Origin of the sequence: Sorangium sp. So ce385, assembly GCF_051474135.1 — a bacterium.
Lineage (GTDB): Bacteria > Myxococcota_A > Polyangia > Polyangiales > Polyangiaceae > Sorangium > Sorangium cellulosum_D.
Window position 1 is genome coordinate 2,878,026 of record NZ_CP150337.1, and the last position, 26,088, is coordinate 2,904,113.

22 protein-coding genes are annotated in these 26,088 nt (G+C 73.8%); 12 read left to right on the forward strand and 10 right to left on the reverse strand.

The window, feature by feature from the left end; all coding sequences use genetic code 11:
* Window positions 1-63: 63 nt before the first annotated feature.
* A complete protein-coding gene (gene ftsZ, locus WME83_RS10730; protein ID WP_437319178.1) occupies window positions 64-1,329 on the forward strand; it encodes a cell division protein FtsZ in 1,266 nt (421 codons plus the stop codon).
* A 180-nt stretch (window positions 1,330-1,509) separates the two neighbouring features.
* Window positions 1,510-2,595, forward strand: a complete 1,086-nt coding sequence (dnaJ, locus tag WME83_RS10735) for a molecular chaperone DnaJ (RefSeq protein WP_437319179.1) — start codon at window positions 1,510-1,512, stop codon at window positions 2,593-2,595.
* 27 nt (window positions 2,596-2,622) lie between these two features.
* Here the strand turns inward: dnaJ and WME83_RS10740 are convergent, their stop codons facing one another.
* The 5 genes from WME83_RS10740 to WME83_RS10760 all read right to left on the reverse strand — a co-directional run bounded on the left by WME83_RS10740 (window position 2,623) and on the right by WME83_RS10760 (window position 7,524).
* Window positions 2,623-3,789, reverse strand: a complete 1,167-nt coding sequence (locus WME83_RS10740) for a PrsW family intramembrane metalloprotease (RefSeq protein ID WP_437319180.1) — start codon at window positions 3,787-3,789, stop codon at window positions 2,623-2,625.
* A 39-nt stretch (window positions 3,790-3,828) separates the two neighbouring features.
* Complete coding sequence (locus tag WME83_RS10745; RefSeq protein WP_437319181.1) at window positions 3,829-4,698, reverse strand: hypothetical protein; 870 nt, start codon at window positions 4,696-4,698, stop codon at window positions 3,829-3,831.
* The gene (locus WME83_RS10750) at window positions 4,695-4,934 is read right to left on the reverse strand and encodes a DNA gyrase inhibitor YacG (RefSeq protein ID WP_437319182.1); all 240 of its coding nucleotides are present in this window, start codon (window positions 4,932-4,934) and stop codon (window positions 4,695-4,697) included. The genes WME83_RS10745 and WME83_RS10750 overlap by 4 nt, the downstream gene beginning before the upstream one ends.
* A gap of 98 nt (window positions 4,935-5,032) precedes the next feature.
* Window positions 5,033-6,445: a trypsin-like peptidase domain-containing protein gene (locus WME83_RS10755; protein WP_437319183.1), complete on the reverse strand. Its 1,413-nt coding sequence runs from the start codon at window positions 6,443-6,445 to the stop codon at window positions 5,033-5,035.
* 119 nt (window positions 6,446-6,564) lie between these two features.
* On the reverse strand, window positions 6,565-7,524 hold the full coding sequence (locus WME83_RS10760) for a hypothetical protein (RefSeq protein ID WP_437319184.1): 960 nt from the start codon (window positions 7,522-7,524) through the stop codon (window positions 6,565-6,567).
* A gap of 125 nt (window positions 7,525-7,649) precedes the next feature.
* Between WME83_RS10760 and tsaB the strand changes: the two genes are divergently transcribed.
* From tsaB to recO, 5 genes are all read left to right on the forward strand, one after another.
* Entirely contained in the window at window positions 7,650-8,471 is an 822-nt protein-coding gene (tsaB, locus tag WME83_RS10765; RefSeq protein WP_437319185.1) for a tRNA (adenosine(37)-N6)-threonylcarbamoyltransferase complex dimerization subunit type 1 TsaB, read from the forward strand.
* Window positions 8,468-9,316: a Crp/Fnr family transcriptional regulator gene (locus WME83_RS10770; RefSeq protein WP_437319186.1), complete on the forward strand. Its 849-nt coding sequence runs from the start codon at window positions 8,468-8,470 to the stop codon at window positions 9,314-9,316. Before tsaB ends, WME83_RS10770 begins: the two co-directional genes overlap by 4 nt.
* Before the next feature lie 234 nt (window positions 9,317-9,550).
* Entirely contained in the window at window positions 9,551-10,408 is an 858-nt protein-coding gene (locus tag WME83_RS10775) for a tetratricopeptide repeat protein (protein WP_437319187.1), read from the forward strand.
* Between the two features lie 108 nt (window positions 10,409-10,516).
* Window positions 10,517-10,951 (forward strand): helix-turn-helix domain-containing protein, encoded by a 435-nt coding sequence (locus WME83_RS10780; RefSeq protein WP_437319188.1) that lies wholly within the window; start codon window positions 10,517-10,519, stop codon window positions 10,949-10,951.
* A 69-nt stretch (window positions 10,952-11,020) separates the two neighbouring features.
* Window positions 11,021-11,740, forward strand: coding sequence for a DNA repair protein RecO (recO, locus tag WME83_RS10785; protein ID WP_437319189.1), 720 nt, complete (start codon window positions 11,021-11,023; stop codon window positions 11,738-11,740).
* A 12-nt stretch (window positions 11,741-11,752) separates the two neighbouring features.
* Here the strand turns inward: recO and WME83_RS10790 are convergent, their stop codons facing one another.
* Window positions 11,753-12,925 (reverse strand): hypothetical protein, encoded by a 1,173-nt coding sequence (locus tag WME83_RS10790; protein ID WP_437319190.1) that lies wholly within the window; start codon window positions 12,923-12,925, stop codon window positions 11,753-11,755.
* 165 nt (window positions 12,926-13,090) lie between these two features.
* On the opposite strand from WME83_RS10790, the gene WME83_RS10795 reads away from it, so the two are divergent.
* Together WME83_RS10795 and hemH are read left to right on the forward strand one after the other, a co-directional pair.
* On the forward strand, window positions 13,091-13,510 hold the full coding sequence (locus WME83_RS10795) for a hypothetical protein (RefSeq protein ID WP_437319191.1): 420 nt from the start codon (window positions 13,091-13,093) through the stop codon (window positions 13,508-13,510).
* Between the two features lie 80 nt (window positions 13,511-13,590).
* The gene (hemH, locus tag WME83_RS10800; protein ID WP_437319192.1) at window positions 13,591-14,493 is read left to right on the forward strand and encodes a ferrochelatase; all 903 of its coding nucleotides are present in this window, start codon (window positions 13,591-13,593) and stop codon (window positions 14,491-14,493) included.
* Window positions 14,494-14,509: 16 nt separating this feature from the next.
* On the opposite strand, the gene WME83_RS10805 is transcribed toward hemH, so the two are convergent.
* A complete protein-coding gene (locus WME83_RS10805; RefSeq protein WP_437319193.1) occupies window positions 14,510-15,325 on the reverse strand; it encodes an SDR family oxidoreductase in 816 nt (271 codons plus the stop codon).
* A 222-nt stretch (window positions 15,326-15,547) separates the two neighbouring features.
* On the opposite strand from WME83_RS10805, the gene WME83_RS10810 reads away from it, so the two are divergent.
* Complete coding sequence (locus tag WME83_RS10810) at window positions 15,548-18,361, forward strand: tetratricopeptide repeat protein (RefSeq protein ID WP_437319194.1); 2,814 nt, start codon at window positions 15,548-15,550, stop codon at window positions 18,359-18,361.
* Window positions 18,362-19,266: 905 nt separating this feature from the next.
* Here the strand turns inward: WME83_RS10810 and WME83_RS10815 are convergent.
* The 3 genes from WME83_RS10815 to WME83_RS10825 all read right to left on the reverse strand — a co-directional run bounded on the left by WME83_RS10815 (window position 19,267) and on the right by WME83_RS10825 (window position 22,990).
* A complete protein-coding gene (locus WME83_RS10815; RefSeq protein WP_437319195.1) occupies window positions 19,267-19,905 on the reverse strand; it encodes a hypothetical protein in 639 nt (212 codons plus the stop codon).
* Window positions 19,902-21,242, reverse strand: a complete 1,341-nt coding sequence (locus tag WME83_RS10820; protein WP_437319196.1) for an AAA family ATPase — start codon at window positions 21,240-21,242, stop codon at window positions 19,902-19,904. The genes WME83_RS10815 and WME83_RS10820 overlap by 4 nt, the downstream gene beginning before the upstream one ends.
* A 365-nt stretch (window positions 21,243-21,607) precedes the next feature.
* Entirely contained in the window at window positions 21,608-22,990 is a 1,383-nt protein-coding gene (locus WME83_RS10825; RefSeq protein ID WP_437319197.1) for a sigma-54-dependent transcriptional regulator, read from the reverse strand.
* Window positions 22,991-23,290: 300 nt separating this feature from the next.
* Here WME83_RS10825 and WME83_RS10830 point away from each other — a divergent pair, with 300 nt between their 5' ends.
* On the forward strand, window positions 23,291-24,439 hold the full coding sequence (locus WME83_RS10830) for a hypothetical protein (protein ID WP_437319198.1): 1,149 nt from the start codon (window positions 23,291-23,293) through the stop codon (window positions 24,437-24,439).
* Between the two features lie 237 nt (window positions 24,440-24,676).
* Entirely contained in the window at window positions 24,677-26,041 is a 1,365-nt protein-coding gene (locus tag WME83_RS10835; protein WP_437319199.1) for a metallopeptidase family protein, read from the forward strand.
* The last annotated feature ends 47 nt before the right edge of the window (window positions 26,042-26,088 follow it).

The following is a 26,088-nucleotide window of genomic DNA, read 5'->3' on the forward strand; positions in this document are numbered from 1 at the left end:
CTCGACCTCCGCGAGGGTCGGCGCCGGGCCGAGCGGCTAGCTGTACATCCCCGGGAGGAGTTCATGAGTTTCTCCATCGAGTTTGCCGACGAGCACACCGGGTACGACGCCCGGATCAAGGTCATCGGTTGTGGCGGTTCTGGCGGCAATGCAGTCAACACGATGATCAACTTCGGCCTCGAGGGCGTGGAGTTCATCGTCGTCAACACCGACGCCCAGGCGCTCGGCGCGAGCCTCGCGCCGACCAAGCTCCACATCGGGGCGAGCGTCACGCGCGGTCTCGGCGCGGGCGCCGATCCCGAGAAGGGCCGCAAGGCGGCGCTCGAGGACGTGACCCGGGTGAAGGAGTGCATCCAGGGCGCGGACATGGTGTTCGTCACCGCGGGGATGGGCGGCGGCACCGGCACCGGCGCCGCGCCGGTCATCGCGCAGCTCGCGCGCGAGGAGGGGTGCCTCACCGTCGGCGTCGTGACGAAGCCGTTCTTCTTCGAGGGCAAGCAGCGCTCGCGCCGCGCCGAGCTCGGCCTCGCGATGCTCGCCGAGCACGTCGACACGCTGATCACGATCCCGAACCAGAAGCTCCTCACGCTCGGCGACGAGGACCTCTCGTTCGTCGAGGCGTTCCGCAAGGCGGACGAGGTCCTCTACCAGGCGATCAAGGGCATCAGCGATCTCATCACGCAGAACGGGATCGTGAACGTCGACTTCGCGGACGTGAAGACGGTGATGTCGAACATGGGCCGCGCGCTCATGGGCACCGGCTGCGCGAAGGGGCAGGGCCGCGCTCGCCTCGCCGCCGAGATGGCCGTCAGCTCGCCGCTGCTCGACGACATCTCCGTCGAGGGCGCGACGGGCGTGCTCATCAACATCGTCGGCGGCCCCGACATGCGGATGCGCGAGATCGAGGAGGCCGCGACGCTCGTGCAGGAGCAGGCGCACGAGGACGCGAACATCATCTTCGGCGCGACGATCGACGAGAACATGGGCGAGATGATCAAGGTCACGGTCATCGCCACCGGCTTCGATCACCTCGTCGCCGAGGTCCCCCAGCAGCTCGCGAGCGCCGCGCAGCCCCGCGCGACCGCGCACTCCATCGGCGCGTCGCTCTCCGCCGCGACCGGGCCGATGTCGGCCCGCTCCGCCCCGAGCGCTCCTCCCATGACGCAGCGCCAGCCGCACCGTCACGAGGAGGTCGCGTACCCGGCCACCCGTCGTCCGGCGCCGCAGGTGCAGTCGGCGGGCGGCGGCGGCCCGCGCGACCGCGCGAGCTTCGTCCCGCCGCTCGACTCCGACTGGGACACGCCCGCGTTCCAGCGCCGCGGCCAGTAGCAGCGCCGCGGCCCGCGCGGCCAGTAGCAGCCCCGCGGCCCGCACGGAAGATCCTCGCGACGCCCGGGTCACCTTGGGCGTTCACGCTGTATTACGCGTTGACAGGCGCGGGCGACGACTTATGGTCTGCCGGCGCCTATGCCCCCTGTCGGGCAGGATCGACGCGGCGGTCCACCATTCATGAGTGAAAAGCGCGACTTCTACGAAGTTCTTGGCCTCGCGCGGGACGCGACGCCTGACGACATTCGCAAGGCCTATCGTCAGGCTGCGTTGAAGTACCACCCGGACCGGAACCCCGGCGATGCGTCGGCGGAGGCTCGCTTCAAAGAGGCCACCGAGGCGTACCAGGTCCTCTCCGACGAGGAGAAGCGCAGGCGGTACGACCAGTTCGGCCACGCCGGCCTCGAGGGGATGGGCGGCGCGGCCGACAGCGACATCTTCTCGCACTTCCAGGACATCTTCTCCGAGTTCTTCGGCGGCTTCGGCGGCGGGCAGCGGCGGCGGCGCGGGCCGGCGCGCGGCCAGGACATCCGGGTTCAGCAGCGGCTCTCGCTGCGCGACGCCCTGCTCGGCTGCAAGCGCGAGGTGGTCCTGCGGACGCCGGTCGCGTGCGAGGAGTGCTCCGGCTCGGGCGCGAAGCCGGGGACCAAGCGCAAGCCGTGCGGCACGTGCGGCGGCGCCGGTCAGGTCTCGACCTCGCGCGGCTTCGTGATGTTCACCCAGACCTGCCCCGAGTGCTCGGGCGAGGGGTCGGTCATCAAGACGCCGTGCGCCGTCTGCAAGGGGTTCGGGGCGGTCGAGAAGACGCGGAAGGTCGTGGTCAACTTCCCGGCCGGCATCGACGGCGGCCAGCGGCTGCGGGTGCCGGGCCAGGGCATGCCGGGCGCCCAGGGCGCGCCGCCGGGCGATCTCTACGTCGACGTCGATCTCGCCGCGGACGAGCGCTTCGAGCGCGACGGCCTCGATCTCATCACGCGCGTGCCCATCTCCTTCGTCGACGCGGCGCTCGGCAGCACGGTCAAGATCGACCTGCCGGACGACACGGCGGTCGAGGTCGAGGTCCCGGCGGGCGTCCAGCCCGGCGAGGTGATCTCGGTCAAGGGCAAGGGCGCGCCGCGGATCGACGGCCGCGGACGCGGCTCGCTCCAGGTGATCGTCCAGGTCGAGGTGCCGCGGAACCTCACGCCCGCGGCGCAGGAGCTGCTCCGCAGGTTCCAGGACGAGGTGGCGAAGCACCAGCCGGCGGCGAAGGCGGCGACCGCGTAGCGCCCGTCGCGAGGGCGCGCCGCGCGGTCAGCGCGTCGTGCCGATCCAGGCGCCCGCGCACGCGAGGCTGAAGGCGATCGGGGCGAGCGCGGTCGCGAACACCACGGCGACGGGCGCCGCGAGGCCGAGCAGCACCAGCGTGCCGACGATGGCGAGCGCCGCGGAGGCGGCCGGCTCGAGCAGGCTGCCGGTCGACGACGCCCGGGCGACCAGGTAGCCGGCGAACGGGAACGCCGCGATCGCCCCGGCGACCAGGAGCAGGAGCGGCGCTGCCGCGGCGGTCGAGGCGTCGCCGCGATCCACCGCCGCGAAGTCGACGCCGAAGCGGTGGCCGAGCGCGACCGCGAGGGCGAGCGTGGTGGTCATCACCCCGACCGTGACGAGCGCGCCGAAGGCGATCCAGGTGAGCATCACCGGCCGCTCCGTGCGCCTGAGCGCCTCGCGCACCGTGCCGAGCGACGGCGGCGCGATGTGGGGCAGGAAGCGGCGCTCCTTGCGCTGCGAGCTGTGGGGCGATGCGCTCCGGCGGAGCAGATCGCGCGCGGCCAGGAAGACCACGAAGCCGATGCCGAGCAGCACCGGGGCCGCGAGGAAGAGCGCGACCGGGCGGCACGCGAAGACGATGTAGTCGTAGGCGCCGTTGAGCACCATCGCCACGAGCCACGCGGCGTTGAAGCGGCGCCCGCCCAGCGGCCGCTTGCGCTCGCGGCCCAGCGCGTAGCCCCAGAGCGAGGCGAAGGAGAGGTGCGCCGGCACGGCGAGCAGCGCCCGCACGATGTCGATCGACGACAGCGGCCGGCCCCACAGGTACACGGCGTTGTGGGCCGACACGAACCCGAGCGCCGCGGCGGCCGCGTAGACGAGCCCGTCGAACGGCTCTTCCACGGTGCGCAGCCGGGCGATCGGCGCGACCGCCGCGACCTTGAGCCCCTGCTCCAGCGGCGCCGCGACGACGAACAGGTAGACGAGCGTCACCGCGTCGAGCGTGCCGGCGTTCTTGTCGAGGCCTTGCCAGCGCTGGAGGAAGCTCTCGAGCAGCAGCGCCGGCACGAACGCGAGCGCGCCGAGCGCCGCGGTCGCCACCACGAACCGGCGCCTGCCGTAGAGGCGCTGCGACGCGAGGAGGAGCGCGGTGAGCCCCCCGACCGGCGCGGCGACGGTGGCGAGCCAGAGGAGCACGGAGGCGGCGTTCATGGCGCGAGCGGCAGGGCGGTGGGGCCGGCGGCGCGGCGGCTAGAAGTGGAGCCCGGCGACCGCGGTCAAGGCGAGCGCCGAGCCCACGCTGGAGCCCTCGGCCGCGAGCAGATCGGCCTTGGCCTGCTGCGGCGTGGCGGCGGCCTCGCCCTTGATCCGGTCGATCTGCGCCGTGGAGAGCCCGGGCCTGGTCAGCGCCAGGAGCTCCCAGCTCGCGTTCGCGCCGATCGAGAAGACCGGCGAGAGGTAGAGGTCGAGCCCGCCGGAGATCCTCCCGTAGACGCCGCGGATCGCGATGGCGTCGGCCGCGCCGCTCACCGCGCTCTTGAAGCTCCCGAGCCCGGCGTAGCCGAAGCCGAGATCGACGTGCGGATCGAGCCGGCCGAGCGGGAGGTGCAGGCCGACCTCGCCGCCGAGGCTGAAGAGCTGCCAGTCGTCGAAGAACCCGACCCGCCCGCGCGCGCCCAGCGTGAAGTAGAGGAGCCGGACGCCCGCGCCGGCGCCGAGGACGCCGCCGTTCGCCGAGCTGGAGATGAACCCGGCCGTGAGCTCCTCCTCGTCGATGTTGAACGTCTGGAGGCCGACGTTCTCGTAGCCCCCCTCGACGTTCAGCCAGATGAGCTCGAGCCCGCGGCCCGAGTCCTCCTTCTTCGCGTCGTCGAGGCGTCGTTCCGTGTCGTCGGGCGACACGGGCTCCGGCTCGGGCATCGTCATGGGAGGCGGCGGCGCAAGGCCGCCGGCCTGCATCGATGGATCGTACGGGTTCGTCTGCGCGGGCGCGGCGCCGGCGGGCGCGGCAGCGCCGGGCGACGCCCCCAGGGCCGGCTGGCCCTGCTGCGCCGCGGCGGTGGACGCCGCGGCGGCTGACGCGAGAACGGTGAGCAGGCAAAGCGCGCGGCGAGCGATCATTCGTCCTCTTCCTGAAGGTTGCCGCCGAGCCCATCCGTCCGTCCCCTCGACTCCAGGGCCTCGTCGTCGTTCGTCGAGGAGACGGGTGGGCCGGGCACCCGGTAGCTGCCGTCGAGCCAGCGGCCGAGATCCACCAGCTTGCACTGGGGCGAGCAGAACGGAAAGACCGCGTTCTCGGGCCTGGGCCCCGCCGACTTGCGGCAAATCGGGCAACTCGCGCCTGCCGAAGCTCCCATGCGGCGTAACGTAGCAGCCTCCATCGCGGGCATGTAGCCCGCCAGCCCGCCTCCGCCTCCGCGCCGCGCGCGGACCGAGCTCGCCGGCGCGGCGCCCGTCAGCGCGCCGGGACGGCGAGGTACCGGGTCGCGCCGTTGCGCCGCACCCGGAGCAGCAGATCCTGGCGCCCGGCCGCGAGCAGGCGCGCCGTCAGATCGGCGCCGCCGCGCACCGGCGCGCCGTTCAGGTCGAGGACCACGTCGCCCACCTCGAGGTGGCCGGCCGCCGGGCTCTGCGGCGAGATCGACTCGACGAGCGCGCCCTCGAGCGCGTCGCTCGCCAGCACGCCGAACGGCGGCTCCTCGGCGTCCGTGGGGGCGCGGCCGTCCGGCGCGCGCCGGCCCGGCGGCGGATCGCGCAGGGCCGATCGCTCGAGCTTCACCGTGGCGCGCCGGTCCGCGCCGCCGCGCTTGTAGGTGATCTTCACCTCGTCTCCGGGCTTGGATCGCCGGAGCGCGCGCGCGAGCTCGCGCGCGTGGTCGACGCGGCGCCCCTCGACCGACGTGATCACGTCGCCGGGCCTGAAGCCCAGGCGCGACCCGGGGCTCTCCGGCTCGACCTCGGTGATCAGCGCGCCCATCCGGCCGGGGAGCCGGAGCGCGCGCGCGAGCGGCGACGTCACCTCCTGGAAGCTGATCCCGAGGCGCCCGCGGTCCACGCGGCCGGTCTCCCGCAGCTCGGGGAGGATCTCCAGCACCTCGTCGATCGGCAGGGCGAAGCTGATGCCGCGGCCGCCCTCGTGGATCGCCGTCGCGATGCCGATCACCTGTCCCGCCGCATTGAAGAGCGGCCCGCCGCTGTTGCCAGGGTTGATGGCGGCGTCGGTCTGGAGGTACCCGTCGAGGCCCCCCGCGCCCATCGGCCTCGACGTCGCGCTGATGATGCCGCGGGTCACCGTCGGCCCGAGCCCGAACGGGTTGCCGATCACGAGGACGTCGTCTCCTGGCCGGATCGGAGCGCTCGATCCGAGGGACGCGGCGCGCAGCGGCCCCGCCCCGCGCAGCCTCAGCAGCGCCACGTCGAGCGCAGGATCGCGCCCGACCACGGTCGCCTCGAAGGCGCGCTCGTCCGAGAGCTGCACCTCGATGCCGAACGCGTCGCCGATCACGTGCTCGCTCGTCAGCACGAGCCCCTCCGCGGCGATCACGAACCCCGAGCCGATCGCCCGCTCCACCCGCGGCGCGCTGCGGCCGAAGGGGGATGTCGGGGTCGCGCGCCCGTCCGGCAGCGAGGTCGCCCGCAGCGTGGCGACGGTCACCACGACGGGCCGCACCTGCTCGATCAGCGCGGGCAGGGGCCACGCGCCGCCGGCCGCCGGCGGCAGCTCCTCGCGCGGGATCGAGCACGGCGCGCTCGCCGCCTCGCGAAGCGCCGGGGGGGAGAGCGCGGTCGCCCGGTCGTCGCAGGCAGCGAGCGGCGCGGCGCCGAGGAACCCGACACACGCCCATGCGGCAGCGCGGAGCCGTTCCACGCGCCGGACGTAGGGCTTCGAGGGGAGACCGCAAGCAGCGCCGGGACCGCGCTGGAGAGCGCGCCCCGCGCGCAGGCGGGCGACGCGCGGCCTGGCCTGGACGAGGCCGCGCGACGCGATCAGCCGGGGGGCGCGCCCCGCGCGGCCTCCGTGCGCACCACCTGGACGACGACGTCGACCAGGCGGCCCCCGGGCTGGGCGAACGACGCCTTGCCGCGACCGCCCTCGAAGCGCCACGCCAAGTCGGCCGGCGCGCCCGTCTCGCCGTCCTCGGCGCCGGCGCGGATCACGGCGCTCACCTCGAGCGTTTGTTTCCCGGCCGTCACCGCGCCACGCGCCACGGCGAACGTCCCTCGGCCGAGCAGCGCGATCGTCCGCTTCGCCAGGTTGCCGAGGTGCCGCGCGGGCGGCTCCTCCCCCTCCGGGCGCCACGACGCGATGTGCCCGGCCTCGTCGATGTCGATCACGAAGCGCGCCTTCCCGGCGCTCCCCAGCGGCAGCGTCGCCCAGATCGGATCCGCCTGGCACGCCGGCGGGATCGCCCTCGTGAATGCGCGCCCGAGGCTGCGCACCGCGCTCGGGCCGGCCGCCCCGAAGTCGCCGTCTCCGCCCTCGCCCGCGCTCGTCCGCGCCGCGGCGGGGCGCGCCGCGTCGCCGGCGGCCTCGTCCGCCGCGGGCGCGCGGCGCTCGTCCGCGGGCCGCGGCGTCGCCCTGGGCCGGGGCGCCGCCCTGGGCCGAGGCGCCGCCTGGACGCGCGGCGCCGTCGCGGGCGGCGCCGGCGCGACGCCGGTCTCGTCATGGCGCGCCGCGGGCGCCTCGGGCCGGGCGGCGTCGGCCGGAGCGGGCGCCGCCGGGGCGCGCTCCGGTCCGGTGCGCGCGTCGGCCGGGGGCGTGGCACCGCCGCTGCCCGGCAGCGCCGCGGTGGTCCCGGTCCAGAGATCGATGGGCTCGCGCGCCGCCGTGGGCGCGGCGGGAGCGCTCACGGGCGCCTCCGGGGCCAGCCGCGCGGACCCCCACGCGCCGAGGTGCACGAGCGTCGAGACGAGGAGCGCCGGCAGCATCGCTCGTTGATCGCGCATCCGCTCGCACTCCGCGCCCGGGCCCGGCCGAAGGGCCGCGGCCCCCAGCACCTCGCTGAAGCTCGTTGCCCGTGGCCCGTGGTTCTGCCAGACAGCACCGCGTCTGCAACGTTCCCGAGCGCGCCTTGAAGCTCCTCGCCCTCTCGACCTCGACCCCGCGCGGCAGCGTCGCGCTCTTCGATGCAGCGGACCTGGACGGTTCCGCCGAGGCGGCCGCGCCTCCGGGCGGCGCCGCCCCCGACGCCGATCGCGCGGCGGCGCTTGGCGCGGGCGGGCGCCTGCTCGCCGCGACGGCGTACGCCGACCTCCACGGCCACGCGGAGCGCATCTTCGGCGCCATCGAGGAGGTGCTCGCCGCGGCGGGCGTGCCGCCCGCGGCGGTCGAGGCGCTCGGCTGCGACGTGGGGCCCGGCTCGTTCACCGGCGTGCGCGTGGCGGTCGCGGCGGCCAAGGGCGTCGCGCTCGCGCTCGACACCCCGATCGCCGGCGTCACGTCGCTCGAGGCGATGGCCGCCGCCGCGTTCGCCGGAGGCGCGGCGGCCCCCGGCGATCTGCTCGTTCCGCTGATCGACGCCAAGAAGGGGGAGGTCTTCCTCGCCGCCTTCGACCGGCCCGCCGCGCCGCCTTCGATGCCGCCGCGGCACCTGCCGCGCGACGCGGCGTTCGACGCGGTGGCCGCGCTCGCCGCGGGCCGCCGGATCGTCGTCGTCGGCGCGGTCGCCGACGAGATCGAGGCGCTCCGGCCCCTCGCCGTCCGCGGCGAGGCGCTGGATTTCCCCGACGCCGCGTGGATCGCGCGCCTCGCGGCGGGCCGGCTCCGGGCCGCCGCGCCGGGCGGCGATCGCGGGAGCGCGGCCCGCGGGCACGACCCGGAGCTCCTCGAGCCGCTCTATGTGCGCGCGCCGGACGCGAAGCCAGCCGAGCTGGGATACACTCCGCCCCGATGACCAGCTCGTCTGAAGGGGACGGCGTCGCGCCCGACGCGGAGCGCGAAGCCTCGAGCGACAGCGACGCGGAGCCCGCGCCGCTGCCCGCTGCGGCTGCGGCGCCTGCGCGTCCTCGCTCCACCCCCGCCGCGGCGCCCGAGGCGCCCGACGAGCTCTCCGCCCGCGCGGAGCCGGCCGAGTCGGTGCCCGATCCCGAGCGGCTCCGCGCCCGGTTCGGCCGCCCGTTCGAGGCGGGCGACGTCATCTTCCGCGAGGGCGAGCCCGGCACCGAGGCCTATCTCCTGGAGGAGGGGAGGATCCGGCTCATCAAGAAGGTCCGCGGCGCCGAGCGCAGCCTGATGGTCCTGAAGCCCGGCGATCTGTTCGGCGAGTCCGCGCTCCTCGGCGGGGCGGCGCGCTGGTCCACGGCGATCGCGCTGTCCCGCGGCGTCGCGCTCGCGCTCGATCAGGGCACCCTGCAGAACCTCGTCGAGCGCAACCCGGCCGTCGCCCTGCGCATCATCAAGCAGCTCGTGGGTCGGCTCCGCGACGCGGAGGACCAGATCGAGATCATGATGCTCACCGACACGCAGTCGAAGGTGGTGAACGCCCTGCTCAAGCTCGCGCAGCAGTCGCGCGCCGCGAGCAACGCCTCGTCGAGCGGCGCCTCGTTCGCGATCTCGCCGATGGAGCTGTCGACCCGCGTCGGCCTCGACGTCGACACCGTGAAGCGCGCGGTGCAGCAGCTCCGCGAGGGCCAGTACCTGCGCGTCGCCGACGAGCGCCTCGAGATCCCCGACGTCGAGGCGCTGCGGAGGTTGTTCAGCCTGCTCGGCGTCAAGGACGAGATCCGCGGCGAACAGTGAGGTCCAGGAATCCCCCGCTCCGGCATCCTAGGCTGACCTGACATCTGCTGAAAGCGGAATCGCGATCGCGAGGACGCGCCGCGTCTACGAGGCAGATTCGCGGGTTGACGTGACCAGCGGCCTGGTTTACTCAGGGGTCCCCGCAGGGCAGCTCACCTCTCGCCCTGACGTGCTGCCGCGCTGCGGCATTGCTCAGCAGCGGAATCAAGATCGCACATGACATCGCAGCGACACATGACAGCAGCGACCCGCGCGGGGTGCATCCGCGGCGCGGCTGTCGTCCTGTCGCTCCGGTCGCTGCTCGCGGTCGCGTCGGTTGCTCCGGTTGCGCCGCTCGCGCTCGCGGCGTGCGGCGGCGCGCAGCCCGCGGCGCAAGCGGACGAGACGCGATCGCTCGCCGAGTACGACCTCGCGCGCGATGCGTTCCAGCACGGTCGCCTGCGCGAGGCGCTCGCGCACGTCGAGAAGGCGCTCGCGCTCGACGAGGACAACGCGGAGGCGGCCTACCTGGGCGCGCTGATCCTGCTCGGCTTCTGCGCCGGCGACGCCCACTCGAGCGACTGCCGGTTCGACAGCGCCGAGAAGATGGCCCGGCGCGCCCTCGAGGCGAACCCCGAGATGCGGGACGCGAAGAACGCGCTGGGGGTCATCCTCGTGCACCAGCGGCGTTACGACGAGGCGATCGCGGTGCTCAAGCCGCTCTCCGAGGACATCCTCTACGCCTCGCCGGAGAAGTCGTGGGGCAACCTCGGCTGGGCGTACCTGCTCAAGGGCGACAACGACGCGGCGATCGACGCGCTACGCCGCGCGGTCGCGGCGCAGCCCCTCTTCTGCGTGGGGCAGTACCGGCTCGGCCTCGCCTACGAGAAGCGGGGCGAGCTCGATCTGGCGCGCGAGGCGTTCACCAGGGCGGTCGAGACCGACCAGCCGGAATGCCGGCGGCTGCAGGACGCGTTCGACGCGCGCGCCCGCGTCGCCGAGAAGAGGGGGCTCGTCGACGACGCGCGCGCCGATCTCGAGCGGTGCCGCGAGATCGACGCGACGACGCCGGTGGGGCAGCGCTGCGCTGCACAGTTACAGACGTTGCAATAGGCCCTCGGCGCGCCTCGCTCCGAGAAGGATCTCGGGGAGCGTTAAGGGGTTGAGCAACGGTTCTCGGGGTGAGTAGAGTGACGACCGAATGACGATGGGTGGAATGGGATGGAGTCGATCGGACGCTACCTGAGACGCACGCGTGAGGCCCGAGCCATGAGCGTGGAGGAGGTCGCCCGCGCCACGCGCATCCCCGTGATCTCCATCGAGCGGATCGAGGCAGATCATTTCGATGACCTGCCCGGCGAGGTGTTCGTCCGCGGGTTCCTGAAGGCGTATGCCCGCGCCGTCTCGCTCCCGATGGAGGAGGTGCTGGCCCGATACACGGCGAGCCGCCGGATCGCGCTGGTGACGCCGTTGCCTATCGCAGCGCCCGCGCGCCGCACCCAGAGCCGGCGGTTCGGGGTCGCGATCGCGTTCGTGCTGCTGCTCATCTTGTTCACGCTGGCGCTCAGCATCGTGCTCCGGCCCCGCGGCCACGACATGCCGCCGGAGCTGTCGAAGGGCACCGTCGCGGGGGCTCGTACCTCGCTCTCGGCCTGAGGGCCAAATTTTCGCCGCGCGCTCGCCGCGGCTCGCGATTCAACCCGCCGTCCTCTGCCATCTCCTGCCATGCCCCGATCCGTTCGCCCGCGGACGGAGCGGCTCCGCACCGAGGCGCTCCTGGTCCGGCGTGTCCCCTTCGGTGAAGCCGATCTCCTGGTCGGGCTCTTCACCGAGCAGGGCGGGCTCTTCTCTGCCACCGCGCGCGGCGCGCGCCGCTCGGCGAAGCGCTTCCCGGCGCTCGAGCCGATGCACCTCTTGCGCGTGACCCTGGAGGTCCGCCCCGGCGCCGAGCTGGCCCAGCTCACCGAGGCCGCGATCGAGCGCCCGCGCCTGCGGCTCGCGGGGGATCTCGGGCGCCTCGAGGTCGCGGGGCGGGCGCTGCGCTGGGTGCGCGAGATCGCGCCTGCGCACACCGCCGAGCCGGCGGCGTGGCGCGAGCTGAACCAGCTCCTCGATCGGCTCGACGAGGAGTCCGCGCCGCCGCCTCAGGCGCTCCTGGCGGAGACCGGCTTGCGCTTGCTGACCGCCTTCGGCTGGGGTCTCGAGCTCACGCAGTGCGTCCGGTGCGGGCGCGCGTGCGACGCGACGCAGTCGGCCCACGCCGACCCGGCGCGCGGCGGCCTCGTGTGCCGTGCGTGCGGCGGCGGCCCGCTCTTGCTGCGCCCCGAGCCGCGGGAGCGCCTGCTCGCCGCGATGCTCGGCGGGACGCCGATCCCGGAGGAGGACGTCCCGATCGCGCTCGACCTGGTGGAGGGCGCGCTCACCGCGCACGCGAGCGGAAGCTAGATCGTCAGCGCTTCACGCGACCGCTGTCCAGAAGCGGCTCACCGCGCGCGGCGCGTCCGGCGGCCCCTCGATCTCCACGTACGGCCTGCCGGGCGCGGTGCGCGGGAACGAGAAGCTGCCGGTGTTCGCGTACCCGTCGCCGAGCGCTTCCTTGTGCGTGTGGCCGAAGACCACCAGCTTCGCGCCGGTCGTCCTCGCCACGCGGCCGGCGCTCTCGGCCAGCCGCTCCGCGACGGTGCCGGCGTAGCGGTTGTGGCCGCTCGCCCAGCTCACGCCCATCAGCAGCGCGCCGAGGCTCAGCGCCGCGGCGCCGGTCTCCCGCGCGCCCAGGCCGAGCGCCGCGACCCCCGCGCCCATCGACAGCGTCGCGATCACGCGATCGAAGTAGAGCCGCGTGAAGGTGCTCGCCGCGCTCTCGAGCGTCGGCGTGGCCGCGAGCCCGAGGAGCTCGTCGGCCATCGCGCGCGGCACCCCGAGCTCGTGCGCGAAGCGCTCGACGACCTCGGCCCCCACCTCCGCTTCGCCCCGCGCGCGGTAGAGCGGACCGCTCTTCAGCATCGCGCCGATCGCCGCGTGGAAGTAGCGGTAGATGACGTACGGCGCGCGGGGGCCGTACCAGGTGAACGCCGAGAGGAACAGCCGGAGCGGCGTCTGGTCGTTCGCCTGCAGATAACGGTGCGCGCCGGTCGGCGCGATGAACTCCTCGACGAAGTGGACGCCGAGGCTGCGCTCGCCGACCACGAGCGGGTGCGCAGGGGCGTTGTCCGGGTCGTACAGGTGCCCGTGCTCGATGTGGATCCCCCCCTCGCGGAAGAACCAGGGCGTCGTCCGGATCCGCGACCGGGCCTCGCCGGTCAGCTCGAGCGCCTCGCCGAGCGCCTGCGGAAAGTCGGGCGCTCCGACCTCGGCGTCGTGGTTGCCCCCCGCGAGCCAGAGCTCGCCGCCCCGGTCGAGGTGCTCGGCGAGCGCCGCCCGCGCGGTCGGGTGCGCGAAGAGCGCCTCGCGCAGCGCGCGCGGCCGCGGCATCCAGGGCGACTCGGACGAGAGATCGAAGAGATCGCCCGCGACCACGAGGCGGGCCCCCGGATGGGCCGCGACGAACCGGGCGAGATCTGCGGTCACGTCGCCCGGCGTCTGGCGCACGAGGTGGAGATCGGCGAGGACGACCGTGCGGCGCTGCGTCATAACCCTCTCTATTCACCACGTCCGTCCGGACGCTGCAACTCGCCGCCCGTCGCGATCTCGCCCGGACGGAGGTCGCGGCGTGCGAGCTCAGCGCTCGACATCGGCATCGCGGACTCGTCCCTCCTGGGCTCGACGCCCACGCCGCCGCGTCCCATGCAAGCATGTATGGAAGGCTCGGAGCGGACGCGACCTTCGGCCCAGCGGGTGAGCGGCGGGCTGCTCGCGGAGATCACCCGCGCGCTGAAGGGCAAGGACATCGAGGCCCTCTCCCGGATCTACGCCGACGACGCGGTGATCGAGGAGGTGAGCGGACGGCATCCCCCGGCTCATCCCAACGTCACCACCGGGAGGCAGGCGATCCTGGAGCGGCTCAAGGACGAGCTCTTCCGCGATCCGGTCTCGGGCTGGGCGCGCCAGCTGGACGCGACGGAGATCCTGGACGGCATCGAGACCGACGACGGGCTGGCGTTCACGGAGGTGCGGGTCTACGCCGCCGGCGACCGGGTCGTCGCGCAGCACCTCGCCCGCAAGAGGAACGGCCTCATCGGCCACGATCGCGTCGTCGTCGCCTGGGACGCGGAGTGATCCTCGGCGATGCGCCGGCCGCGCCGCCGCGCGCGGTCGACGCCGGCGCTGCCCGCGCGGCGGCGATGTAGAGTGGCGCCGTGACCACCGCCGTCCTCCTCAGCTGCCACGGGACCGTCGAGCGGCTCGACGATCTGCCGACGTTCCTCGCCAACATCCGCCGCGGCCGGCCCGCCCCGCCGGAGCTGATCGAGGAGGTGCGGCGCCGCTTCGAGAGGATCGGCGGCTCGCCGCTCATGCGCATCACGCAGGCGCAGGCGGACGCGCTCGCCGCGCGTATCGGCCTCCCGGTCGCGATCGCGGGGCGCCTCTTTCATCCGTATCCCGGCGAGGTGCTCGCGTCGCTCCACGCGAGCGGCGTGCGCAGCGTCGTCTCGCTGCCGCTCGCGCCGCAGTCCGTCGACGTCTACCACGCCGTGGTCCGCGACGCGGCCGCGAAGCAAGGCGGCATGGAGGTCCGGTGCGTGCCCGCGTGGGGGCTCGAGCCGGCGCTGATCGACGCCTTCGTCGAGGTGATCGACGAGGCGCTCGCGCGCTTCCCCGAGGAGCGCCGGGCGCGCGTGGCGGTGATCCTCTCGGCCCACAGCCTGCCGCAGCGGATTATCGACGCCGGCGATCCGTACGAGCGCCAGTTCCGCGCGATGGCCGCCGAGGTGGAGCGCCGCGTCGCGCCCCGGGGCAACCCGGTGCTCGTCGCGTTCCAGAGCCAGGGCATGACCGGCGACGCCTGGCTCGGCCCGGATCTCCGGTCGGCGTTCGAGGCGCTCGCCGCGCGCGGCGCGCGCGAGGCGCTGGTCGCGCCGATCGGCTTCGTCGCGGATCACGTCGAGACCCTCTACGATCTCGACGTCGAGGCGCACGTCATCGCCCGGGAGGCGGGCCTCGCCCGGCTCGAGCGGGCGCCGGCCGTGAACACGCGGCCTCGCTTCATCGACGCCCTGGAGGCGCTCGTCCGCCGCGAGCTCGGGCCCGCCGCTCCCTAGGCGGGCCGCCGCCGGCTCAGCCGCGTGCGCGACGGCCCTTGCGCGGGAGCCGCGCGATGGCGGCGTTGAGCAGCGCCGGCGCGTGCCTCGCGAGCGACACCCCGAGCTTGGCGTGGCCGGTGATGATCACCTCGGCGCGGCGCGCGGCGATGGCGTCCATGATCTGCCGCGCCGCCGTGGGCGTCGGCAGGATGAGCCAGCGCGGCACCGGCTCCCGGGCGCCGTCGAGGAGCTTGCCGGCGTTGTCGATCCGGCGGATCTCGCTCTCCACGAACCCCGGGGCGACGTGCGTGACCGCGACGCCGTCGGCGTGGAGCTCGGCGCGCAGCGTCTCGGCGAGCGCGCGCACCGCGAACTTGCTCATGGTGTACGCGCCCATCGTGGGGAACGCGAGGTAGCCGCTCGCGCTGCCGATGAGCGCGACGCCGCCGCGCGCGCGCTTGAGCTCCGGCAGCGCGGCCTTCACGGTGCGCAGCGCGCCGAAGACGTTCGTCTCGAGCTGCCGGCGGAAGTCGTCGAGCGAGAGGTCCTCGACGCGGCCCATCACGCCGAACCCCGCGTTCGCGATGGCCACGTCGAGCCGCCCGAACGCCTCGATCGCCTGCGCGACGGCGCGCTCCACGTCGCCGTCGCGCGTGACGTCGCACGCGGCGGCGATCGCCTCGCCGCCGGACGCCCGGAGCTCGCCGGCGAGCGCCTCGAGCCGCTCGGTCCGTCGCGCCGCGAGGACGACGCGGCCGCCGCGCCGGGCGACCTCCCGGGCGAGCGCCTCGCCGATGCCCGACGACGCGCCCGTGATCAGAACGACCTGCCCTGCGAGCCTGCTCGCCATGGCCCCCCGCATACCACGATCGCGCGGCGGCCGACCCTGGCGCGCCCTCGGCCGCTCGCTCATGCTCGGCCTTCCTCCTCTCGGCTAGGATGGGCTTTGCCCGGCCCGACCGGGCGCCGCATTCCCAGCGGGAACCTTCGATTGATTCCGCACGGCTCCGCACGGCTCCCGTGCGGTGACGTACGACTGCGAACGATGGCGCACGGTTGCGCACGGGGTCTCATGCGAAGCCACTCGATCCGCCGCTCTCTCGCCGCCCTCCTCGTCGCCGCCGCCTGCGCGGCCCAGGCGCCCGCGTCCGCGGAGCCGCCCCCTTCGCTCGCGCGCGCCGAGGCGCTCGTCGCGCAGGGGGATTACGCCGGCGCCGAGAAGCTCCTCCTCGCGCTCCAGGGCGGGAAGGAGCGCGCCCCCGCGCTGCTCACGAAGGCGCGGATCGAGCTCGCGACGGGCCGCTACGACGACGCGGCGAAGACGGCGAAGGCGGCCGCCGCGCTCGGCAGGGAGGCGAAGATCGCGGCCGCGCCGCTCAGGGCCGAGGCGCTCGCGCGCCGCGGGAAGGTGGCCGAGGCGATCGCGGCGGCGCGCGAGGTCGAGCGGGAGGACGAGGCCCGCCGCGCGCGGCTCGTGCTCGGCGAGCTCCTCATCCAGTCGGGCAAGCGGGGCGAGGCGCGCGCGCCGCTGATGACGATCATCGACGACTACAACGACGACAAGATCACCGCGAACGACGCGGAGGGCCTGTCGCTGGTCGGGCGCGCGGCGCACCTGCTCCGGAGCGCGCGCGACGCGAACGACGCGTTCAACGCGGCCGAGAAGGTCGGCGGCAAGCAGCGGGTCGAGACGTTGCTCTGGCGGGCCGAGCTGTTCCTCGACAAGTACGACCCCGGCCACGCCGGTCAGGTGGTGAAGGAGGCGCTCAAGCTCGCGCCGAAGGACCCGATGGCCCACGTCGCGATGGCGCGCGTCAAGCTCGACAGCGCGCTCGACTTCGGCGGCGCCGACAGCGAGGTCGCGCAGGCGCTCGCCGTGAACCCGAACCTCGCCGAGGCCTACTTCGTGCGCGCCGGGCTCGCGCTCCGCGACCTGGACATCGACGCCGCCGACGCCGCGGCCGACCGCGGCCTCCAGGTGAACCCGGGCGATCTGGAGCTGCTCTCGATCAAGGCGGCGGGCCGGTTCCTCGCCGACGACGCGGCCGGCTTCGAGGCGCTCAAGGCGAAGGTGCTCGGCCTGAACCCGGAGTACTCGCGGTTCTTCCAGATCGTCGGCGAGTTCGCGGAGTGGGAGCACCGCTACGACGACATCGTCAAGATGATGGGGGAGGCGACGCGGGTCGATCCGAACGACGCGAAGGCGTACGCCACCTTGGGGCTGAACCTGATCCGCGCCGGCGACGAGAAGGGCGGTCTGCAGGCGCTCCAGAAGGCGTGGGACAAGGATCGCTTCAACGTCCGGGTCTTCAACACGCTGAACCTCTACGAGAAGGACATCGCCACCCAGTACGTGACCGTGGAGGGACAGACGTTCCGCGTCCGCTACCACAAGGAGGAGCGGGCGATCCTCGAGCGGTACGTGCCGCGGATGCTCGAGGAGGCGTGGGGCTCGATGGTGAAGCGTTACGGCTTCACGCCGAAGGTGCCGGTCTCGATCGAGCTCTACGCGTCGACGGAGAACTTCAGCGTGAGGACGAGCGGCCTGCCCAACGTGGGCATCCAGGGCGTCTGCTTCGGCCAGACGCTCGCCGCGCTGAGCCCGGCGGCGGCGGAGTTCAACTGGGGCAACGTGCTGTGGCACGAGCTCGGGCACGTCTTCGCGATCCAGCTCTCGAAGAACCACGTCCCGCGCTGGTTCACCGAGGGGCTCAGCGAGTACGAGACGATCGTGCGGCGGCCGGAGTGGCACCGCGAGGAGGATCCGGCGCTGTTCGCCGCGCTGAAGGGCGGGAGGATCCCGGCGGTCGCGGGGTTCAACCGGGCCTTCACGCACGTCGACGACATCTCGGACGTGACGATGGCGTACTTCGCGGCGAGCCAGATCGTGGTCTTCATGGTCGAGGAGTTCGGCTTCTCGAAGGTCGTGTCGATGTTGCCGCGGTGGGCGGCGGGCAAGCGCACGCAGGAGGTCGTGAAGGAGTCGCTCGGCGTCGGGACCGAGGAGCTGGATCGTCGCTTCCGCGCGTGGCTGAAGCCGCGCCTCGAGCGCTACGAGAAGCAGTACGTCCCCGATCTCCAGGCGCCGCCGCTCGACGACGCGCGCAAGGCGGCGGCGCGCGCTCCGAAGGACGCGAGGCGGCTCGTCGAGCTCGCGCTCGCGCTGGAGAAGGACGGGCAGCACCAGGAGTCCGAGGCGGTGCTCGCCGAGGCGCTGCGGGTGGACCCGAAGCAGCCGGACGCGAACTACCTCAAGGTGCGCGCGGCGTTCGGCGAGAAGAAGCTCGACGAGGCGGCGAGGCTGTTGAGCAAGATGGTGGCCGACGGCCACGACGGCTACGTCGTGCGGATGAAGCTGGCGGATCTCGCCGAGCTGAAGAAGGACGCGGCGAGGATGAAGGCGAACCTCGAGGCGGCGTCGCGGTTGGATCCCACGCAGGCGGAGCCGCTCCAGGGGCTCTACGATCTCGCGCGGCGGCAGAAGGACGCGGCGGGTGAGCTCGCGGCGCTGCGGCGTCTCTCGCTGCTCGACCAGCACGATCGCCGGGTCTGGCGGCGGCTCTTGCGGCTGCTGGTGGAGCGCGGCGCGTGGGAGGAGGCGCGCAAGGTCGGCGAGAGCGCGATCTACGTCGACGTGGCGAACCCGGAGATCCACCGGCTGTACGCGCGGGCGCTGGCGCGCACGGGGCGGCACGTGTCGGCGATCTACGAGCTGAACAGCGCGATCCTCGCCGGGGCGAGGGCGGCGGACGCGGCGGAGATCTACGGGGAGCTCGCCAAGGCGTACGCGAAGATGAAGCAGGACGACTACGCGAAGCAGGCGCTGGAGTACCAGAAGGCGATGCGGGGGGCGTCGCCGCCTGCGCCGCGGGCGATGCCGGATTGAGGGGAGGGGCGAGGGGCGGAGGAGAGGGGAGGGCGGAGATCCGGGCTGCACGCGCCGGAGGGGGTCTCCGCGCGGCAGGGCGCGGGTGGGCGCTCGGCCATCCGCCGAGGCGGGGACGGGAGAGCTTGCGCTGAGAACACCGCCCGGCATGTCTCCCTTCGGGCCTTGCCACCTGGGACGTTTCGTCGCGCGCCACACAAGGCGCGCCTGAGACGCGGAGCCCGCTGGGACCTTATGGCACCTCGGTCGGTGCTCGCCGCGCCCACCCGCGCCCTGCCGCGCGGAGACCCCCTCCGGCGCTCACGTGGTGCCAGATCAAGCCGCCACGCGCCGGGGCGACCACAGCAACACAACGCTCCCCCCAGCTACGCGCTCAACGCTCAACGAGCACGGCCTGCCCTCGGCGGACCGGATACGGTTCCGGAGAGGCAGCTGGGAGCCGCCGAGGAACCGGAAACGGTCTGGGGAGATAGCTGGGGAGCCCTCGATGAACCGGAAACAGTCTGGGGGAGATAGCTGGGGAGCCCGCCGGAAACCGGAAACGGTTTAGGGGAGATAGCTGGGGAGCCCTCGGGGAACCGGAAACGGTCTGGGGGAGATAGCTGGGGAGCCCTCGGGGAACCGGAAACGGTCTGGGAAGGGTAGCTGGGGAGCCCTCGGGGAACCGGAAACGGTCTGGGAAGGGTAGCTGGGGAGCCCTCGGGGAACCGGAAACGGTCTGGGAAGGGTAGCTGGGGAGCCCTCGGGGAACCGGAAACGGTCTGGGAAGGGTAGCTGGGGAGCCCTCGGGGAACCGGAAACGGTCTGGGAGGGGTAGCTGGGAGCCCTCGCGGAACCGGAAACGGTTCGGGGGAGGCAGCTGGGAGCCCCGAGGAACCGGAAACGGTCCTACGGCGCAGCAGCAGTCATGCGCCCGAGGCTTCAGCGGGCCGGGAGCGCGGGGCGCCGTCGCCCGCCGCCAGCTCGGCGGCTGCTTGCTCCCGCTGCTTCCGCACCGCGCGCGCAAGGAGGGGCGCCTTGCGTGCGAGGCCCTCCAGGCTGAGCTCACCCTCGCAGTACATCCGGTACCACTCCTGCCGGAACGAGACGACGTTCTCACCGTCGCCGAGCTTGAGCCGCTTCAGCATCGTCTGCGCGCGATCGCGGACCTCCGGCGGGCAGCGATCGGTCAGCACCATCTGGCAGGACGGCAGGATGATCTCGAACCAGCCGTCGCCGACCTCGAACGGATCCAGCACCTGATCGGAGCGGAGAGCGCTCTTGCTGCTGTTGATCCATGCCGCGGCGTACCGAAAGTTGGTCCACTCGTAGGCGAGGTTGGGATCTTCATCTCGCGAGACGAAGTGGTCGACCGTCCCTGGCGTCGAGAGCCACATCGCCGTGTAGCCGCACAGATCCTTGAAGGCGGCTCGAAGGTCGCGCGCCGCGCGGCGCCAGTACCCCGGCGTGCTCCTGGCGTCGCCCCTGGCGAACCACCGCTGGCCGGGCTGTCGGACGCTGAGGTCGAAGCCCGCGGGCTCGGGCGCACGCTCGAACGGGATCATGCGCCCGCCCGCTCCCGGCGCACGATCCAGCGCGGCCAGAAGCGATCCTGATCCGGCAGGAGGCGCACGAGCTCTCGATGGATCTCCTCCTCGCTCCTGAGCCCTTCCGGCAGCGCGCCGGTCTCGCCGCGCATCAGCGCCTCGGCGGCCTCGATGGCGCGCTCCGCCTCGATCGAGCGCGCCTGCTCCAGACCGAACACCGGGGAGGTGAGCCACCCGATCGCATCACCGCCCTTGGCCCAGGGGAGCTCACGTACGGCCACGTCGGCGCCGTCGAGCCCGAACACGAACAGCTTGTCCCTGGCCGGCTTGAAGTGCGGCTCCATCGACGCGAGCACGAGGGGCGAGTGCGTCGTCAGCAGCACCTGCGGGCGCATCGAGGGAGAGAGCCCGCTCAGGGCGCCGAGGAGCGCGGGGACGATGTGCCGTTGCCACTTCGGGTGCAGGTGCGTCTCCGGTTCCTCCATCAGCACGACAAGGCGATCCGAAGGCTCCCAGCCGATGAGGCGTGACGCCTGCACGTGCTCCGACCAGGACCACGCAATGAGGTAGGAGAGCGCGAGGATCCGCTTCATCCCGGCCGACGCGTGGACGATGGGGATCGTGCCGTAGGGCAGCTCGATGGTCGGGAACTTGCGCACGTCGTCGAGGTAGAGCCGCACCGGCTTGCCGGGCCTCATCGTCTCCTCGGGGTGGGAGAGCTGCTGCAGCACACGGCAGAGGAGCTGGAACGGGTGGGCCTCGTCGCCATCCGCCGCCTCGAGCTGCCACGTCACCCAGTCCTGGACGAGCCCGTTGCAGACGGGCCTGCCCTCGTGATCGAGCCCGTCCCAGAGCTGCCTTTCCTCGAAGAGATAGGGCTGAGGATCCAGCGAAGGCGCGGACAGCGGCCGGTATGGAGCGCTGCCCATCGATGCGCTATTCCGATACGGATCCCAGACGGAGCACGCGCCGTTCGTGCGGATGTAGAGCACCGGGACCATGCCGCGTACCCACGAAGGCATGGCGACGCCGGCCGGGGTATTTGTCAGGCCGCGGCTCATGTCGCGACCAAACCGGTCGCGCCACTGCTGAGCAACGCGATCGTACTTGCTCTCGAACTGAACAGGCCTGGTGCCCGGCTCGGCCTCACCCGCGATGCGCGCGCCCTCTTCCTTGCCTGGCCGCGGCAGCACCGGCCGATCCGTCCATGTTCCGGTGAGCGCCCACCATGCGACCTCGAGCACGAAGCTCTTGCCGAGCCCGTTGTCGCCGGTGAGCACGTTGAGCCGCTCGCCGAGCTCCAGGTCGAGCCGGTCGGCCGGCCCCACGCCCTCCAGGTGCAGCGATCGCAGCATCGTGGTTCCGCGTACCACACCCGCCGCGGCTCAGGCCATGCGTCGCGCTGCCGCCACGCCCGTCCTCGCGACGCCCGTCGCGCCGAGGGGAGGGTCTGCGCGGCGGCCGCGGGTGGGCGCGGCGAGCACCGACCGAGGTGCCATAAGGTCCCAGCGGGCTCCGCGTCTCAGGCGCGCCTTGTGTGGCGCGCGACGAAACGTCCCAGGTGGCAAGGCCCGAAGGGAGACATGCCGGGCGGTGTTCTCAGCGCAAGCTCCCGCGTCCCCGTCTCGGCGGATGGCCGAGCGCCCACCCGCGGCCGCCGCGCAGACCCTCCCCTCGGCGCGGCCCGCCGGCAGGGCCCCGTCGCCGTCTCCGTCGCCGTCTACTCGTCCTCCGCCTCCCCCTTGTCCCCGCGCAACCCGAGCGCCTTGCACTTCTTGTAGAGGTGGCTCCGCTCGAGCCCGAGCCCCCGCGCCGTCGCCGCCATCTGCCCTCCGTAGTGGCCGAGCGCCTCCTCCAGGATGGTCCGCTCCGCCTCCTCCGCGAGCACCCGGAACGGCACCCCCGGCCGGAAGATCCCGCCCTTCATCGCGGCCTGCTGCCCGCCCAGGCAGACCTTCACGTCGCCCTCGTCGATCGTCTCGTCCGGCGTCAGGATCACCAGACGCTCGATGATGTTGCGCAGCTCCCGCACGTTCCCCGGGAAGCTGTAGGCGACGAGCATCCGCATCCCGCCCTCCGTGAACGCCATCCCCGGCCGATCGTTCGCCTGCGTCGCGAGCGCCAGGAAATGCCGCGCGAGCAGCGGCACGTCCTCGCGCCGCGCCCGGAGCGGCGGCAGCGACAGCGGCAGCACGTTCAGCCGATCGTAGAGGTCCGGCCGGAACTGCCCCTCGCGGCACGCGGCCTCGATGTCGCGGTTCGTCGCCGCCACCACGCGCACGTCGACCTTGATCGTCTCGTGCCCGCCCACGCGCTCGATCTCCCGCTCCTGCAGCACCCGGAGCAGCTTCGCCTGCATCGCGAGCGGCATGTCCCCGACCTCGTCGAGGAACAACGTCCCGCCGCTCGCGCGCTCGAACTTCCCCCGCCGCTGCTTCGTCGCGCCCGTGAACGCCCCCGCCTCGTGCCCGAACATCTCGCTCTCGATGAGCTCGCTCGGGACCGCCGCGCAGTTCATCTTCTCCAGAGGCCCGCGCGCCCGCTTCGACGCCGCGTGGATCGCGCGCGCGACGAGCTCCTTGCCGGTGCCGCGCTCGCCCGTCACGAACACCGTCGCGGTCGCCCTCGCCGCGCGCGCGATCTGCTCGCGCAGCTCGTGCATCGCCCGGCTCTCGCCGATGAGCTCGCCCACCTGGCCCGTCTGCGTCCGGAGCGCCTTCGCCTCGGCCTCCGCGCGGACCAGGCGCAGGGTGTTCTCGAGCACCAACAGCAGCCGATCGGTCGACAGCGGCTTCTCCAGGAAGTCGATCGCGCCGAGCCGCGTCGCGCGGACGGCGGCGTCGACCGTCGCGTGGCCGCTCATCATCACGACCGGGATCTCCGACCCCCCGGCGCGGATCCGCTGGAGCAGCTCGACGCCGTCGCCGTCGGGCAGCGAGACGTCGAAGAGCGCGATGTCATAGCTCCGCTTCGCCAGCTTCTCCTCGGCCACGCCGACGCCGCCGGCGACGTCGACCGTGTAGCCCTCGAGCGACAGGGCCTTCTGCAGTGTCGTCAAGATCGCTCGCTCGTCATCGAGCACCAGCACATGTCCGCGCGGCATGCTTGCCACCGTAGCGCGGAACCGCCGCGGCCGACGCCCGACGGCGCGCGCGACGCCCGACGGCGCGCGCCGCCACGCAGCAGCGTGCGTCGAGCGCGCGTCGGCAGCGACAAGAACCCGTGGCGACGACCCGACGCGGGGGCGCCGCTGCGCCACAGGCGCCGCCCCGCGCGCCGGAGCGCGCAGCGCCGCGCCCCTCTCGCCGCGGCCCGTGACGCCCCGACCCCCGCCGCGCCTCCGTCGTGCGCGCCATGGAGAAAGGGGCTCCGGCGCCCGTGCGCTATGGTAGCTTGACGCAGGATGTCTGCCGACGGTCCGGCGACGGCGGAAGGAGATCTGGAGCGGACGCCGTTCGCTCACCTCTTCGTCTATGCCGTCGACCATCGGCTGACCGGCGCGCTCATCCTGGTGGAGCCCACCGGCGCCGAGCACACCCTGCGGATCGTCCGCGGATCCCCCGTCAAGATCCGCCCGAGCGACGGCTACGCCCGGCTCGGCGAGATCCTGCTCGAGGAGGGGGTGATCTCCGCGGACATCCTGTCGGACGCGCTCGCGACGAGGGGCCTCCTCGGCGACGTGCTGCTGCTGACGGGGCTCCTCGACGCCCCGACCATCGACTGGCTCGCGCAGATCCAGTTCGTGCGGCGCATGGTGCGCCTCTTCGACCTGCCTCCGGAGACGAAGTACCGCTACTTCGACGGCCTCGACGTGCTCGCCGACTGGGGAGGCGATCCAGCGAAGGTCGATCCGCTCGGGCTCCTCTGGGCCGGGCTGCGCGACCACGGCGAGCGCTCGACGCGGCTCCACCGGACCCTGGAGCGGATCGAGTCGGTGCCCCTCCGCCTGCACCCCGCCCTCGAGCCCGGTCGCTTCGGCTTCAGCGAGGGCGAGCTCGCCGTGCTCGACGTGGTCCAGAGCTCCGCGCCCTCGCTCCCCGCGCTCCTCCGGTCCGGGGTCGCGCCGGAGTCGACGGTGCGCAAGCTCATCTACGCCCTGGCGATCACCCGTTACCTCGATTTCGGGAAGGGCATCCCGGTGGGCGCGGAGCCCTCGTCGAGCGTGCCTCCGGCCAGCGCGGCGAGCCTGTCGCTCGGGCGCATGCAGCTCCGCCCCACCGTGCATCGCGTCGGCGCCGCTGCGCCGGATCCGGCCGGCGACGGCGAGCGCGCACCGGTGCTGGGTCGAGGCCGCCGCCGCGAACGCATGTCCTCGGAGCCGTCGCCGGTGTCCACCGTCGCGGGGACGTCTCCGCTGAGCGGAGGCTCGCTCTCCGCCGCGGTGGCAGCCGAGCTCGCCAGCGCCGCCGGGATCGCCAGCGCCGCCGGCATGGACGGCGGCCGGCCGCCGCGCGAGCCCTCCGGCGCCGGCAGGGACCGCGACGCGTGGGGCTCCTCTGCTCCGCCCGGCGAGGGCGGCCCCGGCGGCTCGCCGGCGACCGAGGACTCCTGACGACGACGGCCCGCGGCGGAGCTCCACGCCCGACGAGGCCGCGCCGCGCTGGAAGGCGCCCGACGAGGCCGCGCCGCGCTGGAAGGCGCCCGACGAGGCCGCGCCGCGCTGGAAGGCGCCCGACGAGGCCGCGCCGCGCTAGAAGGCGCCCGACGAGGCCGCGCCGCGCTGGAACGCGCGCGCCGAGGCCGCGCCGCGCTGGAAGGCGCGCCCGCGTTTCTTTATAGGCGCCGAGCGATGCCGAGCCCCGCGCAACGCCCGCTGCCCGCTCAGGTTCACCTCCCCTCCGGCACCGTGGTGCGCCTGTCGGACGCCGCCGCGCGCGCCGAGGCCGCGACCCTCTTCGGCGCCCCCGGCGGCGGCGGCGAGCGCTCCTCCGTGGGCAGGTGCGCGCGCGACGTGCAGGTCCTCGCGGGCCCGTCCGTCCTGGCCGACGCGCGCGGCGCGCCGCTGGATCCGCTCGGCCTCCGACTCGCCGACGCCCATGTCTTGCGCGCGCTCCTCGCGTCGGCCGGCGTCGTCCCCGAGGAGCCGGGCGCGTACACCTGCGAGAACTGCGGCGCCCCGTTCGAGGTCGCCCCGTCGCGCCTGCTCGAGATCGGGCCGTTCACCGACGGCGAGCTCGACGATCCAGAGCTCGATCGCCCGTTCGATTTCGGCGCGCTGCACCCGATCCCGGCGCTGCGCGTGGGGCGCGCCGTCTGCCGCGGCGTGCGGTTCGCCGAGCGGACCGTCGAGGAGGCGATGCCGCTGCTCCGCCTGCCCGGCGAGGGCGCGCTCCGGATCACGCCGTCGCTGGTCGTCGCCATGGGGATCGCGGCGCTCGGGCGCGAGCGGCGCGCGCCCGTGATCGCCGACGCGCTCGCCGCGGCGCCGGACGAGGCGTGGGCGGCGATCGTCGACCTCTACCACGAGGCGCGCTACCCCGCGCGGCTCGTCGCGGTCCACCGCTGCCAGGGCTGCGGCGCCCGCAACGATCTCGACGTGCCCCTCGAGCGCGAGCTCGCGCGCGCGCCGCTCCGCGCCCCCGAAGCGGGCGCGGACGATCCCGAGGAGCAGCCCGGCGCGCCGGCGGGGAGGGCGGGCGCCTTCCCGGATCTCGACGCCTTCGAGGCGCGCGTCCGCGCGGCGGCCGAGCGCATCTACGCGGCCCGCGGCGTGCGGAACATCGACCTCTTCATCGACGCGGGGGTGCCCGCCTGCGACGACGGCGGCGAGCCGCTGCTCGGCTGCTACACGCCCGGGACGCCCGCGGACGAGCTCGGGATCGCCCGCCCTCCGGAGATCCGGATCTTCTACCGGACGTTTCGGTCGGAAGCGCGCGCGGACCCCGGGTTCGACGTGGACGCGGAGATCGCCGAGACGATCGACCACGAGGTGACCCACCACCTGCACCACCTGGCCGGCAGCGATCCGCTCGACGACGAGGAGCACGCGCAGATCGAGCGCGAGGAGCTGCGCCGGATCGGCCACGCCGAGGCCGCGCGGCGGGCGCGGCGCGGCGCGCTCTCGGATCTCGCCGGCTTCGCGCGCGCGACGTGGCCGGCCTGGGTGATCGCCGCGGTCGGAACGGCCCTCGCGTGGTGCGAGGGCGGACGCTGACGCGCCGGCGCCGCGCGCCCCGCGTTCGCCGCTTTCTTCGAAGCGGG